The following is a 13,227-nucleotide window of genomic DNA, read 5'->3' on the forward strand; positions in this document are numbered from 1 at the left end:
GTTATAATCCGCGCAACGCTCCCCAGATAAACATAAGTAGAACGATGATGAGAAAACACATCTATATCGCTTATACCGGTGGTACTATCGGTATGCAGAAATCAGATCACGGTTATGTACCTATCGCTGGCTTTATGGAGAAACAACTAGCAGCGATGCCAGAGTTTCATCGTTCAGAAATGCCTGAGTATACGATTCACGAATACGACCCTCTGATCGACTCATCAGACATGACCCCCGCTGACTGGCAGCAAATCGCTGATGACATTCGCGATAACTATGACAAATATGATGGTTTCGTCATTCTGCATGGCACCGATACCATGGCTTACACGGCATCTGCGCTGTCTTTCATGCTGGAAAACCTTGGCAAGCCGGTTATTGTGACAGGTTCACAAATTCCTTTAGCAGAACTGCGCTCTGATGGCCAGGCTAATTTATTGAATGCACTGCATATCGCAGCAAACTTTCCGATTAATGAAGTGACTCTGTTTTTCAATAATCAGCTAATGCGCGGTAATCGCAGCACCAAATCGCATGCCGATGGTTTTAATGCTTTCACATCTCCAAACCTTCCGCCACTTCTGGAAGCCGGTATCAACATTCAGATTAGCAACAATGTGACTGTCGGATCTCAGCCAGAAGGTGAGTTTAAGGTACACAACATCACACCACAGCCAATTGGCGTCATTACTATGTACCCGGGCATCTCACATGAAGTGATCCGAAATACATTGCGTCAGCCAGTGAATGCAATGATTCTATTGACGTTCGGCGTGGGTAACGCACCACAAAACCCAGAATTGCTGGGTCACCTGAAAGAAGCATCAGAGCGCGGTGTGATCGTTGTTAACCTGACTCAATGTCTGGCGGGTAAGGTAAATATGGGAGGGTACGCCACAGGCTGTGCTCTTGCAGATGCTGGCGTAATCAGCGGATTTGACATGACTCCTGAAGCTGCTCTGGCAAAATTGCATTATCTTCTGAGTCAAAATTTGTCTTATGAAGAAGTCAAAGACAAAATGCAGCAAGTCATGCGCGGTGAAATGAGCTTATAAATACGGACTGTTGAAACTACTAAGCCCAATGTTAAATCATCGGGCTTTGTCGTTTTGTCACCTTCTATTTAACCTCAGCTCTGGATAAGGAAGTCAGCAAGCTTTTGATGTCTAACTAGGCAAAATCAAAGTCAACAGCTAGTCTATTACATTGATTTTAAAGACGTTAGGCATAAAAATAGCTGTGCTGATTGGCTTTGATTATCCCGAACTGAGGTTATTTATCTAGGTTTGGATTAACTCGAACGATATCGCTTTCAGTACCACTGAACTGCTTTTTCAGTTCCTGTTTAGATTTAAAACTGATTTCACCACCCGCAGCAACAGTCATGTGCTGAGCGTCAGTGTTGTGTTTCGACTGATACAGCATCACAGCTTGCATACATGAATCTCGCTGCTCTCTGGAAAGTGTTGTACCCTCAGGCCATTTTCCCGTCTCTACTGCATAAACCAAGCGATCGTAAACTTCTGGTGTCATCGCTTTTAATAATTGCTCTCTGTCCATGATGTACCTTCTTATTACATTATGTCCACAGAACATAGCGGGTTAAGAAACTGAGTCAAGAATACGAAAATGAATTGGTGTAACGGATCACAGGCAAAATCATGAAAACAAAATACTGGCTGCTTGCAGGCCTCGCGACACTGACCATCACAGGTTGCTTTGAGCGCAAAGGAAACACTGAACAACTGTGTGATAACAACCCTGAACTTCGTTGCGAAAAACTCAACATGGATGACGGCCAGTGCCGCATTCCGCGCACCAACCTGATTTGGCATCGCCACGAACAACTGGCCAATCTTTCAGATTCGAGTCAGATAAAAGAATACGGCATCGTCGCTGAATACCGGAAGTGTCTGGAACTTGCTTCTCAGATAACGCCTATTGACCAAAGTGATCTAAAGCGAAAACGTGTTGACGCTTTAGTCTACAGCATCAGCGAACTCGAGCGGATCGTCACAGAGCTTAAGCCTTCACAAGAGCCTGAGACCTTGTATTTCCTTTGGTCTCAGACCGGCGATACGCAAGCGCGTCGTCAACTGTTGCAGATGGAGGGTTCGCCACAGATGAACACCGCTGAAATGCAATATGCGTTAGCGACATTTTATACTAACAGGGACACCCTTAAGACCCTCACTTTGTTAAACAACGCGCTCACTTTATCGAACAAAGACAATCTGAACCCGGTGATTATCAAATCAATGGCTAGTATTCACCAGAAGTTAGGGGATAAAAAGCAAGCTTACGTGTGGGCAATGGTAGCCAAAAAGTTTGACCTACCCGTTGCGGATGAAAAACAGCTAAAGAGAATGTTCAGCTTTAGCGATCCAGAGGAATATCAGAAACTAGACGAACTCGCGAAGGAGATCGCAAATAGTATAGAAAAAGGAAATTATTCTCCCAAACTGATACCAGTAGATATCTAGACCAAAAGAAAAACTCCCATCATTTGATGGGAGTTTTTCTTTATACAATGAAATGTGTATTACTCATCGAGTTTTGAAAGGATAAAACACACTTAACTGTAATTTTGTCATTAAAATTACGATTTGTTGAAAATTAACGACACCGAATTTACGCAATAACGCTCACCTGTGGTCTGCGGGCCATCTTCAAAAACGTGCCCCAAATGGCTGTCACATGTCGCACACCGAATTTCTGTACGCACCATTCCGTGACTCAGATCATCTAAATAACGCACCGCTTTATCATTGATTGGCGCATCAAAACTCGGCCAGCCACACCCTGAATCGTACTTGTTGTCAGAGACAAACAGAGGTGAATTACAACAGGTACAGCTATAAACGCCAGTTTCCTTATTATGCAATAACTTACCACTATAGGGTGCCTCAGTTCCCTGCTCTCTACATACGCGAAACTCTTCATCAGATAGACGCTCGCGCCAGTATTCATCGGACTTCATCACTTTCTCCCCGCTTTGTTCCACTAATTTTTGTTCCTTAATTCCTATTTTTAGCAATGACTTTTTTAGCAAAAAACTTGATTCTCGCAACAGTTGTAGCACATACTTTCTCACCAGGACACCATGTGTAATTAATTTGATACGAGAGCTAATCTCGTCGGTTATATTACGCCAACTGGACTAGAGTAAAAGCAGTAAAAAGTTTAAAAAACGAACATTTGCAACCAATTGTTAAAAAAAGCGGCGCTTTTTTTTGACTTTAAACAAGTTAAGTCCGATTATCAGTTGCAGATGTTTACTGGATTCTGTAATTTTACTACCAGTTATCTTTAATCAGAAATTAAGTTGTGGAGCAACTATAATGACTATCAAAGTAGGTATTAACGGTTTTGGCCGTATCGGTCGTTTCGTATTCCGTGCAGCGCAAGAGCGCTCAGACATCGAAGTTGTAGGTATTAACGACCTTATCGATGTAGATTACATGGCATACATGCTGAAGTACGACTCAACTCACGGCCGTTTCAACGGTACTGTTGAAGTTGAAGGCGGTAACCTAATCGTTAACGGCAAAACTGTACGTGTTACTGCAGAGCGCAACCCTGAAGACCTAAAATGGGACGCAATCGGTGTTGACGTTGTAGCTGAAGCAACTGGTCTTTTCCTAACTGACGAGACTGCACGTAAGCACATCACTGCTGGCGCGAAAAAAGTTGTACTAACTGGTCCTTCTAAAGACGCTACTCCAATGTTCGTTAACGGCGTAAACTTCGACACTTACGCTGGTCAAGACATCGTTTCTAACGCTTCTTGTACTACTAACTGTCTAGCGCCTATCGCTAAAGTTCTTAACGACAAGTTCGGTATCGAATCTGGTCTTATGACTACAGTTCACGCTACAACAGCAACTCAAAAAACTGTTGATGGTCCTTCTGCTAAAGACTGGCGCGGTGGTCGTGGTGCTTCTCAAAACATCATCCCATCTTCAACTGGTGCTGCTAAAGCTGTAGGCGTTGTACTTCCAGAAGTAAACGGCAAACTAACTGGTATGGCTTTCCGCGTACCAACTGCTAACGTTTCTGTAGTTGACCTAACTGTTAACCTAGTTAACGGTGCTTCTTACGAAGACATCTGTAAAGCGATGAAAGAAGCTTCTGAAGGCGAACTAAAAGGCGTTCTAGGCTACACTGAAGATGCAGTTGTATCTCAAGACTTCATCGGTGAAGTTTGCACTTCAGTATTCGATGCTAAAGCTGGTATCGCTCTAACTGACAAATTCGTTAAAGTTGTATCTTGGTACGACAACGAAATCGGTTACTCAAACAAAGTTCTAGACCTAATCGCACACATCTCTAAGTAATTAGAAATAGTGATTAGCTCTTAACTGAGTTGAAAAAAAGGCGACTTAATAGTCGCCTTTTTTGTATCTGGAATTTGAGGGTGATGTTCTCAAGCGCGTGAAAACAACATCATGCACCGGTCAAATTGCCCTCTTGCAGCGACAGGAAAAAATCAGATGGATTTAATAAACCTTCCAGCCCTTACCGTCCTTTCTGACAACATTACAATAGTCGAAGTTGATCAAGTAAAAATTGTCCGCATCATTCACGATAAAGCCACAGCGGGCATTTCACTCCATGGCGGTCACGTGGTCTCCTACAAACCAGCAGATCAAGAAGATCTTATCTGGATGAGCGACGAAGCCGTTTTTGATGGTAAAGCTGCACTGCGTGGCGGTATCCCGGTTTGCTGGCCTTGGTTCGGACGAATTGCAGCACCAGCACATGGTTTTGCACGAACGGCTGAATGGGAACTGGTAGAACACCGTGAAAACGAACTTGGTGTGATTGTTGAACTCGCTCTGTTTCCAACCGAAGAAACACACCAAATCTGGCCTCATATGTTTGATGCCCGCCTTATTGTTGAAGTCAGTGACGAGTTGAAAGTAACATTAAAAGTACTCAATATTGATGATGAAGCATGGAGCTTCTCTGGTGCGTTGCATACTTACCTTAATGTTGGCGACATTTTGCAAACTCAGACTACTGGTATGGGTAGTGAGTACGTTGACAGCCTGAAAGACGGTGAGATATGCCAAGGCGGTGAAGTTCTGCAGTTAACCGACACTATCGATCGTGTATACACACAACCGGAAGCCCAGATTTTGGTCAAAGATCCAGTGTTTGATCGTACTCTAAGTGTTGAAAACAGCGGCCATAACTCTGCTGTACTGTGGAACCCTTGGGCAGAAGGCGCACAGTCTATGGGTGACATGGCGGATAATGGTTATCAAACCATGCTTTGTGTTGAATCTGCACTGCACGCATCCGACCTCAGCCAGGGTAAAACTTTGCAACCAGGTGAAAGTCACGAGTTAGTCACCGTAATTTCAGCACAATAAATACCTCAATAAGCCGGTTTGTCCGGCTTTTTTCTTTCGTTCAGTAGCATGATCTACTTTCTATTAGATCAATAAGAACATCTAGAAAGTAAAACTCCGCGTCTGACTTTCACCAGAGTGCTTGCGTCCACTCATTTTGTTTCACTTAAAGCCGTGCTTTTTGATAGAATTTGTTGCCCTACTTTCAGCTTGAGATCTTCATGAACTACCAATGCCCTCTTTGCCACCAGCCTCTTGCACTTACTGATAAAACATTTAAGTGTGAAAATAACCATCAGTTTGACATGGCTAAAGAAGGCTACGTAAATCTGATGCCTGCACATCATAAACGCTCTAAAGATCCAGGTGACAATAAAGAGATGATGCAAGCACGTCGTCGATTCTTGGAGGGAAACTATTACGACCCTATGCGTCAAGAAGTAGCACGCCTCTGCTCTGATTATACAGAAGGGACTTCTCACCAACTTTTGGACATTGGCTGCGGTGAAGGTTACTACACTGATCAAGTGCAAAAGACCTTGCAGACTCAAGATAAGGACGCCGTTACGTTTGGCTTGGATATCTCAAAAATAGCTATCCGCTACGCCTCTAAACGCTATCCTGACTGTCAGTTCAGTGTCGCTTCAAGCCATAGGCTTCCTTTTTCAGACCAGTCTCTGGACGCTATCTTACGAATTTACGCGCCATGTAAAGCAGAAGAGCTAAGGCGCGTTGTTAAAGATAACGGCGTGGTTATCACCGTAACACCTGCGGGACGCCATCTATATCAGCTTCGTGAGCGTATTTATCAGGACGTGCGCCTTCACAACGAAGAGCCAGAAGCCATTGAAGGCTACCAACTTGAACATCAGCAACAGCTTAACTACGTAATGAAATTGAAAAACGGTGACGCATTTGATCTGTTACAAATGACACCATTCGCCTGGAAGGCAACAGATGAGCTCCGCGATGAGTTAAAGTCCGCTACACTTTTCCAATGCGAGGCCGACTTTATGTTACGTGTGTACCGTAAGATTGCTTTATAACACATTTACACAATAGAAAAAGTCAATCATTCTCATTTGCATTGATTATTCAGATAGCCTCCATTAATATCAGTCCGACATTTTTGGAGGCTTTTCATGCGTTTTTCTCTTTTATGCCTTGCATTAGCAAGCACGCTTACTGGTTGTGTTTCAACCACATCAACGACAACAGAAACCACATCAAATGAAGTGGTCAGCTTTTACGATTACAAACTGTACTCCCCTTCTGGCGAACCCGTCTTAGTTACTACCCTAACGCCTGAGCTACAGCAAGCCGACGTCATTCTAATTGGTGAGTGGCACACTCACGCAGGTATTCACCGCTTCCAAGCGGATATACTAAAGCAACTAGCAGCAGGTGAACGTCCTATTGCTCTTTCCATGGAGCAAGTTACCCGCGATAAGCAAGACGTATTAAATGAATACTTGCAAGGGCAAATTGGCGAACAATATTTCATCAAACAAAGTAGTGCCTGGCCTAACTACGAGAGTGACTATCGCCCGCTAATCGAGCTTGCAAAGCGTTCAGAGATACCAGTTATTGCTGCAAACGCACCGAAAAAAACTGTGCGTTGTATAGGTCGTCAGGGCGTTGACTACCTTAATAAACTGGATACTAGTGAACGTGGTTTTGTCGCTGAGACGATCAACACAGGTGACAGTCTGTACAAAGAAAAGTTTATGGCTTCAATGCATCACGGCAAGCCAGAGCAGACAGAAAAACAATATGCCGCGCAGATGACCTGGGACGAGACCATGGCTGAGTCTATCGTCAAGTTCCTGGAGAAAAACCAAGGGACTCAGGTTATTCATGTGGCAGGTAAGTTCCACACTGAGGGTGGCTTAGGTACAGCAGCGTCTATTCTGAACAGAAACCCAAATTTAAAAGTAGCGATCATTACACCTAACGCACAAGTCGTCACTGACAGCACCGATTATCAGCTTGAGGTATTGGCTCCACCAGTTCGCTACGTAAAAGACAGCAATCGAATGCAAGCCTTTAAACACCTGACAAAGCGTAATACCGATCTTGAGTGTCAATAACCGTACCTCGGAATAAGTAAAGACATTTACAAAACAGGTCTGTTTTTTGCTAGTAATTCCAATATCCATGGGAAGCGGCAAAAACAGACCTTTTTCCACTAAACCATTTAAGGAATGCCGCATCCCGCCGATAGATAAGATAACTGCTTTTTACCCGCACTCGCCGGACGAGTGTCGATTTACAAGGAGTACTCGATGAATCCAGTAGGAAGCAACTCAGTCAGTTCATACGCGAACATACAGTCCTCAGCAACTTCGGCGAAAGCGGCAACAGAGGAAAGTAACGCACAGCCATTAAAAGCAGAACAGAACAAAATAACGCTTTCAGCTGAAGGAAAAGCGCTCCTTTCCGCACTTCAAGAAATCGATCACGAAAGTCAAACCGTAGCGGCAGAAAACAAAACCGTCAGTGAAAAAGTTGAATCATTTGCTCACGGTGCTTTAGGCATGAACCATCCCGATAAAGTTAAAGAAGAAGAGGACAGTTCATACTCAGCAGGGCAATACTTGTCTGCGGCGCTGAGTGTCGGTGGTATTCTTCTTGCGCTTGTCTAACCAGTTAGACAGCCGAACCCGCCGACTAGACGCATTAAAAAGCACTCTTTGATAAGAGCGCTTTTTTGTAGAACGGTAGGCTGTTACGCGAATTTTTTCTCGATGATATTCTTCTCTGCTGTTTCCTTCTCGACCATATGCAGATGCACGTCCTGTTGCGGAAATGGGATAGAGATACCTTCACGATCAAAGCGCAGTTTTACTTCTTTTGTGACATCCCAGTACACATCCCAGTAATCATCCGTTTTCACCCATGGACGAACAATAAAATCTACTGATGAAGTATTGAGAGTATGAACTTTAATCATCGGCTCTGGTGTACGTAAAACTGCAGGATGCGAGGTAATGATATCTGTCAGTACGGATTCAGCTTTAAGTAAATCGTCCTCATAACCGATACCAAATACCATATCAACACGGCGGATACGTTCGTGCGTAACATTTTTAATCACATCACCCCAAATTTTACTATTTGGAACAATGATGATTTGGTTATCGAAAGTTCGAATAGTGGTGTTCACTAAGCTCATGTGACTTACTTTACCATCCACACCACCTGCATGGACAAAATCACCAACATCAAATGGACGGTAAATCAAAAGCATCATACCCGAAGCGAAGTTAGATAATGTATCCTGCAACGCAAAACCGATGATCACACCGGCAATACCGAAACCGGTAAGTACCGGAGCAAGATTCAAACCTATCTGAGATAAGCCGACCATGATACCGATTACCCATACGATCTTACCGGACATTGAGACAAAAAAGTCTTGCATCAAGTGCGAGAATCTTAGGTTTTTAGAGGCAACGGCCTTTCTCATGACCTTACGTGCAATTTTTGCCAGTGCACGAGCGAATACCAGAACCAGAACAAAAATAAGCAGCTTGAACAGGTGCTGAGGCGCATTCCCTGCCAGCCAATCCATCGCAGAGTTTGACCAGTGTGTGACAATAGACCATACCACTTTACTGTTAAACAAGTCGTGGGTAATGCTACCAGTAACTTCGAAGATCTGGCGTTTGTACTCCGAGGTTTCTATACCAACGTTGTCAGCGATTGGCATCAGGCTGCGTAAGCTTTCTGTTGCAACGTCTAATCTTTGCTTAACAATTAACTGACTCAATTGCTGAGAAGCTTTTTCTGACTCGGGACTAGAGGAAACTTGAGTGCCAATAGCTTTGCTCTGCTGACTCAAGTATTGCATCGACGCAGACAGAAGACGAATACGCTTATCTACCTCATCCTTAAACTGAGCCTTTGTGCGCTTGCTCGCGACATCCAGTTGCCCTAACCACTCAACGTCTTGCCATCTCGCCTGAAAAATCACATCCATATAATGCTGAATTTCACGATAATCATTGATTATCGAAAGCTTGTCTTCATCTTTCGCTTCATTCAGCTGCTCAACCACTGATTTCGTTTTCGAATTCAGGTATTCCGTAGCTTCTTGGGTGTATTTCTCTTGAGTTTTTACCAGATTGACCAGCTTATCATGTGAGATAGATTCGTTTTCAATAGCCGTCTGTAGTTGAACCCTTAGCTCTTGGTTTTTCTGGAAAAGTTGTAATTGAAGTGCGTCGCGTTCATCACCACTTGTCAACGAGAGACTCTGAGTTAAGTCCACAATATCTATATTGAGGTTATCTATAGTTGCTTCTGCCGGAGATACAGACGGAACTTCATCTTTCTCCACTGCACTTACAGAAAAAGAGCTCATTAATAAGATGAACAACGAGAATGCCGCGCCCCATGGCATTAAGGAAACTCTCTTAGGGAAATAAAACGTCATTTATACCTCTCAGGAAATAAATCCCAATCGACACGATCAAGAATGAATGAGTGTAAGTTTACATTTCTAAATAATAAACCAAACATCATTAGGTTAGTTGAACGTCAGAGTTTAGAAAACCAAAAGCAAACGAGCCTTTCATTAATGATGAAAGGCTCGTTTAAAATTAGCGGCTCGCTATTAGCGATTTGGGTGATTCAATATGTGGTCTTCCCAATCCACCACATCTATCTCGTAAACCACCTTGTTTCGAACACTTTCTCCGGCAGCATGCATCGCCGATTTGGAGCCCGTAATCAGCGGGTGCCATTCTGGTAAGGGCTGTTTTTCTGCCAGCAAACGATAAGCACATGTGTGTGGTAGCCACGTAAAGTCGTCTATATCTTCACGTGTAAGTTTGGTGCACTCTTCACCCGAAGTAAAACGATTTGGATAGTCCTTACATGAACACGTCTTGCTGTTCAGCCAGCTACATGCAACATTGGTGTAATAGATCTCGTCACTATCTTCATCCATTAGCTTGTGCAGGCAGCACTTACCACATCCGTCACAGAGAGATTCCCACTCTTCTTCTGTCATCTGCTCTAACGATTTACTTTGCCAAAATGGAGTGCTCATACTTCGGGTCTCACCTGGGGAATCAGGGGGCGATTTATACTCCTCTAATCACAAAAATTCAAGTCCATACAATCGCGACTACTTGGGCCTGAGACTGCGGATCAAAATTAATGACAATCCATCGACATGTTCTATTATTAAATCAGTTTCAATGGCTGATAACATGGTAAGGAGTGTTTATGGGTATCATTTCCTGGATTATTCTTGGCATCATCGCTGGTGCACTCGCTAAATGGTTAATGCCGGGTCCTGACGGTGGTGGTTGGATTGCCACAATGTTTCTAGGTATAGCCGGCGCGTTCGTTGGTGGCTTTCTAGGAAGCTTCTTAGGACTAGGCGGTGCGGATGGCGTTAATATCGGTAGTATTATTACTGCGACAATTGGTGCATTTGTGCTTCTGTTTGTTTATAACCGCTTTCTCAGGTGACAAGACCAAACCTCAGGGTGTTATTTAGTTTGTTCGATGCATTTTGATTAATTTCCCCTTCCAATCCATGTCAAAATGGCCATAATTGCCGACTCATTTTTTAAGAGATTTGCGTTATGGATTGTCGATTAGGATGTGGGGCATGTTGTATCGCCCCAAGTATTTCTTCACCGATTCCGGGAATGCCGAAAGGTAAGCCAGCAGGGATCCGGTGCATTCAACTTAACGACGATAACCTTTGTAAACTATTTGGTAAGCCTGAGCGTCCTAAAGTTTGCCACGAATTCAAACCATGTCCTGTGGTATGTGGCGAAAGCAACCAAGAAGCGATAGCTAATATTTCAGAACTAGAGTTATTAACCTAATCAAAGCATCAACAACCTTACCACTGACCATATTTAACAGATAACGTCTAATCGCTATAAGCAGCCCTTATTCGTTTCATCTTTGAGATTTTTTCTCATAATCTGCAGCTTTTAATAGCTTTTCGTGTTTTATCTCACATTTTATTGACACTTCTCGACTATGTTCAGCAAGTAATTAAATATGAAATAGGAAACTACATGAATAAGTATTTGGCTGAGGTATTTGGCACTTTTTGGTTAGTACTCGGTGGCTGCGGCAGCGCAGTATTAGCAGCTGGATTTCCCGATGTCGGTATTGGTCTGCTAGGGGTCTCTCTGGCGTTTGGTCTAACCGTTCTTACTATGGCTTTCGCTATAGGTCATATTTCAGGTTGCCACTTAAATCCGGCCGTAACGGTTGGCCTTTGGGCTGGCGGTCGGTTTGAAACTAAAGATGTACTGCCTTACGTAATAGCGCAAGTGATCGGTGGTATTATCGCGGGTGGGGTTCTCTATGTTATCGCGGCGGGACAAATGGGCTTTGATATAGCAGGTTCAGGTTTTGCGTCAAACGGCTATGGCGAGCACTCACCCGGCCAATATTCCATGCTGGCTGCTTTAGTAACCGAAGTCGTTATGACCATGATGTTTCTGATTGTCATCATGGGGGCAACAGACAGACTGGCACCTCAAGGGTTTGGTCCTATCGCTATCGGCCTGTGTTTAACCTTGATTCACCTCATTAGTATTCCTGTTACCAACACCTCGGTGAATCCTGCCCGTAGTACCGGTGTAGCCATCTACGTCGGCGATTGGGCGGTATCTCAGCTATGGTTATTCTGGATTGCACCAATCATCGGTGGTGTATTAGGTGCGTTAATCTACAGAAATCTTCTGGCAACAAATTTAGACAACCAATCCTCTGAATTTCATCAGGAAGACAGCACCTGCCAGTAGAAAAACAGGAAGAAAAAAGCCGCTGAAATCAGCGGCTTTTACTTTTCTTTACTAGTTACTAAAGTTTGTGTCGGCCCATTAGCGAGTGGGACAAAGTTGTTCCATCAACAAGCTCAAGCTCACCACCGACAGGCACACCATGTGCGATACGGCTAGCCTCTACTTGGTGCTCTTTACACAGTTCAGCTATGTAATGAGCCGTAGCTTCGCCCTCAACCGTAGGGTTGGTAGCAAGAATAACTTCTGTAATATCACCCCGACGAAGGCGATAATCAAGCACATCTAAACCAATATCACTGGGTCCGATACCATCAAGTGGAGATAAGTGTCCCATCAGAACAAAGTATCGCCCTGAGTACTGTCCTGTCGCCTCGACGGCGGCAATGTCTGCCGGACTTTCTACTACACAAATTTGACCATTTTCCTGGCGCTTTGGATTAGTACAAATATGGCAAACGTCTTCTTCAGTAAAGGTTCGACATTCAGAACAATGACCAATTTCTGTCATCGCCTGACTGAGCGCATCTGCAAGCTGCAGACCGCCTTTTCTATCACGCTGTAACAAATGAAAGGCCATACGCTGTGCCGACTTGGGGCCAACCCCAGGTAGACAACGTAAGGCCTCCATCAATTGCTCCAGCATATGACTGGTACGCATTGAAAATCCGCTTAATAAAAAATCTGCAGATTAGAAAGGCATTTTCATACCTGGTGGTAGTTGCATACCGCCAGTTACAGAAGCCATTTTCTCTTTTTGGGTTTCTTCGACGCGACGAGCTGCGTCGTTGAATGCTGCTGCAATCAAATCTTCCAGCATTTCTTTGTCGTCTTCCATCAAGCTTTCATCGATATCAACACGACGAACGCTGTGGCTACCAGTGATGGTAACTTTAACCAGACCAGCACCAGACTCGCCTGTTACTTCCATATTCGCAATTTCTTCTTGAAGCTTTTGCATACGATCTTGCATTTGCTGGGCTTGCTTCATTAGGTTGCCCATACCGCCTTTACCAAACATGTTTATCTCTCTGGTTAGTGATACCAATCGTAGTAAATAACTGGTCATTCTAGCTTGTTAAAAT

16 protein-coding genes are annotated in these 13,227 nt (G+C 43.9%); 10 read left to right on the forward strand and 6 right to left on the reverse strand.

Features of this window, described 5'->3' with window-relative positions; genetic code table 11:
* Nucleotides 1-44 precede the first annotated feature (44 nt).
* On the forward strand, nt 45-1,058 hold the full coding sequence (gene ansA, locus KHN79_RS09370; protein WP_182008538.1) for an asparaginase: 1,014 nt from the start codon (nt 45-47) through the stop codon (nt 1,056-1,058).
* Nucleotides 1,059-1,275: 217 nt separating this feature from the next.
* Here ansA and KHN79_RS09375 read toward each other — a convergent pair whose 3' ends face one another.
* Nucleotides 1,276-1,563 (reverse strand): DUF1315 family protein, encoded by a 288-nt coding sequence (locus tag KHN79_RS09375; protein ID WP_182008539.1) that lies wholly within the window; start codon nt 1,561-1,563, stop codon nt 1,276-1,278.
* A 101-nt stretch (nt 1,564-1,664) separates the two neighbouring features.
* Between KHN79_RS09375 and KHN79_RS09380 the strand changes: the two genes are divergently transcribed.
* Nucleotides 1,665-2,486: a DUF2989 domain-containing protein gene (locus tag KHN79_RS09380; protein WP_182008540.1), complete on the forward strand. Its 822-nt coding sequence runs from the start codon at nt 1,665-1,667 to the stop codon at nt 2,484-2,486.
* 116 nt (nt 2,487-2,602) lie between these two features.
* On the opposite strand, the gene msrB is transcribed toward KHN79_RS09380, so the two are convergent.
* Nucleotides 2,603-2,983 carry a peptide-methionine (R)-S-oxide reductase MsrB gene (msrB, locus tag KHN79_RS09385; RefSeq protein ID WP_182008541.1) on the reverse strand — a complete coding sequence of 127 codons (381 nt, stop codon included), beginning with the start codon at nt 2,981-2,983 and terminating at the stop codon, nt 2,603-2,605.
* A gap of 361 nt (nt 2,984-3,344) precedes the next feature.
* Here msrB and gap point away from each other — a divergent pair, with 361 nt between their 5' ends.
* The 5 genes from gap (at nt 3,345) to KHN79_RS09410 (ending at nt 8,005) form a co-directional block, all read left to right on the forward strand.
* Nucleotides 3,345-4,340 (forward strand): type I glyceraldehyde-3-phosphate dehydrogenase, encoded by a 996-nt coding sequence (gene gap, locus KHN79_RS09390; protein WP_182008542.1) that lies wholly within the window; start codon nt 3,345-3,347, stop codon nt 4,338-4,340.
* 156 nt (nt 4,341-4,496) lie between these two features.
* Nucleotides 4,497-5,381: a D-hexose-6-phosphate mutarotase gene (locus KHN79_RS09395; RefSeq protein WP_182008543.1), complete on the forward strand. Its 885-nt coding sequence runs from the start codon at nt 4,497-4,499 to the stop codon at nt 5,379-5,381.
* 200 nt (nt 5,382-5,581) lie between these two features.
* Nucleotides 5,582-6,406 (forward strand): 23S rRNA (guanine(745)-N(1))-methyltransferase, encoded by an 825-nt coding sequence (gene rlmA / locus KHN79_RS09400; protein ID WP_182008544.1) that lies wholly within the window; start codon nt 5,582-5,584, stop codon nt 6,404-6,406.
* Nucleotides 6,407-6,502: 96 nt separating this feature from the next.
* The gene (locus tag KHN79_RS09405) at nt 6,503-7,450 is read left to right on the forward strand and encodes a ChaN family lipoprotein (RefSeq protein WP_182008545.1); all 948 of its coding nucleotides are present in this window, start codon (nt 6,503-6,505) and stop codon (nt 7,448-7,450) included.
* A gap of 195 nt (nt 7,451-7,645) precedes the next feature.
* Nucleotides 7,646-8,005 carry a hypothetical protein gene (locus KHN79_RS09410; protein ID WP_182008546.1) on the forward strand — a complete coding sequence of 120 codons (360 nt, stop codon included), beginning with the start codon at nt 7,646-7,648 and terminating at the stop codon, nt 8,003-8,005.
* A gap of 83 nt (nt 8,006-8,088) precedes the next feature.
* Here KHN79_RS09410 and KHN79_RS09415 read toward each other — a convergent pair whose 3' ends face one another.
* Together KHN79_RS09415 and KHN79_RS09420 are read right to left on the reverse strand one after the other, a co-directional pair.
* The gene (locus tag KHN79_RS09415) at nt 8,089-9,798 is read right to left on the reverse strand and encodes a mechanosensitive ion channel domain-containing protein (protein WP_182008547.1); all 1,710 of its coding nucleotides are present in this window, start codon (nt 9,796-9,798) and stop codon (nt 8,089-8,091) included.
* Between the two features lie 180 nt (nt 9,799-9,978).
* Nucleotides 9,979-10,416: a YcgN family cysteine cluster protein gene (locus KHN79_RS09420; protein ID WP_182008548.1), complete on the reverse strand. Its 438-nt coding sequence runs from the start codon at nt 10,414-10,416 to the stop codon at nt 9,979-9,981.
* A 179-nt stretch (nt 10,417-10,595) separates the two neighbouring features.
* Here KHN79_RS09420 and KHN79_RS09425 point away from each other — a divergent pair, with 179 nt between their 5' ends.
* The 3 genes from KHN79_RS09425 (at nt 10,596) to aqpZ (ending at nt 12,145) form a co-directional block, all read left to right on the forward strand.
* Nucleotides 10,596-10,844, forward strand: coding sequence for a GlsB/YeaQ/YmgE family stress response membrane protein (locus tag KHN79_RS09425; RefSeq protein WP_182008549.1), 249 nt, complete (start codon nt 10,596-10,598; stop codon nt 10,842-10,844).
* 116 nt (nt 10,845-10,960) lie between these two features.
* Nucleotides 10,961-11,209 (forward strand): YkgJ family cysteine cluster protein, encoded by a 249-nt coding sequence (locus KHN79_RS09430; RefSeq protein ID WP_182008550.1) that lies wholly within the window; start codon nt 10,961-10,963, stop codon nt 11,207-11,209.
* A gap of 198 nt (nt 11,210-11,407) precedes the next feature.
* A complete protein-coding gene (gene aqpZ / locus KHN79_RS09435) occupies nt 11,408-12,145 on the forward strand; it encodes an aquaporin Z (RefSeq protein ID WP_182008551.1) in 738 nt (245 codons plus the stop codon).
* Nucleotides 12,146-12,203: 58 nt separating this feature from the next.
* On the opposite strand, the gene recR is transcribed toward aqpZ, so the two are convergent.
* The gene (gene recR / locus KHN79_RS09440) at nt 12,204-12,803 is read right to left on the reverse strand and encodes a recombination mediator RecR (RefSeq protein ID WP_182008552.1); all 600 of its coding nucleotides are present in this window, start codon (nt 12,801-12,803) and stop codon (nt 12,204-12,206) included.
* Nucleotides 12,804-12,833: 30 nt separating this feature from the next.
* On the reverse strand, nt 12,834-13,163 hold the full coding sequence (locus tag KHN79_RS09445) for a YbaB/EbfC family nucleoid-associated protein (protein WP_005380618.1): 330 nt from the start codon (nt 13,161-13,163) through the stop codon (nt 12,834-12,836).
* Between the last annotated feature and the right edge of the window lie 64 nt (nt 13,164-13,227).

The organism is Vibrio sp. B1FLJ16, from assembly GCF_905175385.1.
Taxonomy (GTDB): Bacteria; Pseudomonadota; Gammaproteobacteria; order Enterobacterales; family Vibrionaceae; genus Vibrio.

Bases quoted from the DNA above. Each gene is read 5' to 3' on its own strand.
- ansA (WP_182008538.1), top strand. From the start codon at position 45: ATGATGAGAAAACACATCTATATCGCTTATACCGGTGGTACTATCGGT.
- KHN79_RS09375 (WP_182008539.1), bottom strand. From the start codon at position 1,563: ATGGACAGAGAGCAATTATTAAAAGCGATGACACCAGAAGTTTACGAT.
- KHN79_RS09380 (WP_182008540.1), top strand. From the start codon at position 1,665: ATGAAAACAAAATACTGGCTGCTTGCAGGCCTCGCGACACTGACCATC.
- msrB (WP_182008541.1), bottom strand. From the start codon at position 2,983: ATGAAGTCCGATGAATACTGGCGCGAGCGTCTATCTGATGAAGAGTTT.
- gap (WP_182008542.1), top strand. From the start codon at position 3,345: ATGACTATCAAAGTAGGTATTAACGGTTTTGGCCGTATCGGTCGTTTC.
- KHN79_RS09395 (WP_182008543.1), top strand. From the start codon at position 4,497: ATGGATTTAATAAACCTTCCAGCCCTTACCGTCCTTTCTGACAACATT.
- rlmA (WP_182008544.1), top strand. From the start codon at position 5,582: ATGAACTACCAATGCCCTCTTTGCCACCAGCCTCTTGCACTTACTGAT.
- KHN79_RS09405 (WP_182008545.1), top strand. From the start codon at position 6,503: ATGCGTTTTTCTCTTTTATGCCTTGCATTAGCAAGCACGCTTACTGGT.
- KHN79_RS09410 (WP_182008546.1), top strand. From the start codon at position 7,646: ATGAATCCAGTAGGAAGCAACTCAGTCAGTTCATACGCGAACATACAG.
- KHN79_RS09415 (WP_182008547.1), bottom strand. From the start codon at position 9,798: ATGACGTTTTATTTCCCTAAGAGAGTTTCCTTAATGCCATGGGGCGCG.
- KHN79_RS09420 (WP_182008548.1), bottom strand. From the start codon at position 10,416: ATGAGCACTCCATTTTGGCAAAGTAAATCGTTAGAGCAGATGACAGAA.
- KHN79_RS09425 (WP_182008549.1), top strand. From the start codon at position 10,596: ATGGGTATCATTTCCTGGATTATTCTTGGCATCATCGCTGGTGCACTC.
- KHN79_RS09430 (WP_182008550.1), top strand. From the start codon at position 10,961: ATGGATTGTCGATTAGGATGTGGGGCATGTTGTATCGCCCCAAGTATT.
- aqpZ (WP_182008551.1), top strand. From the start codon at position 11,408: ATGAATAAGTATTTGGCTGAGGTATTTGGCACTTTTTGGTTAGTACTC.
- recR (WP_182008552.1), bottom strand. From the start codon at position 12,803: ATGCGTACCAGTCATATGCTGGAGCAATTGATGGAGGCCTTACGTTGT.
- KHN79_RS09445 (WP_005380618.1), bottom strand. From the start codon at position 13,163: ATGTTTGGTAAAGGCGGTATGGGCAACCTAATGAAGCAAGCCCAGCAA.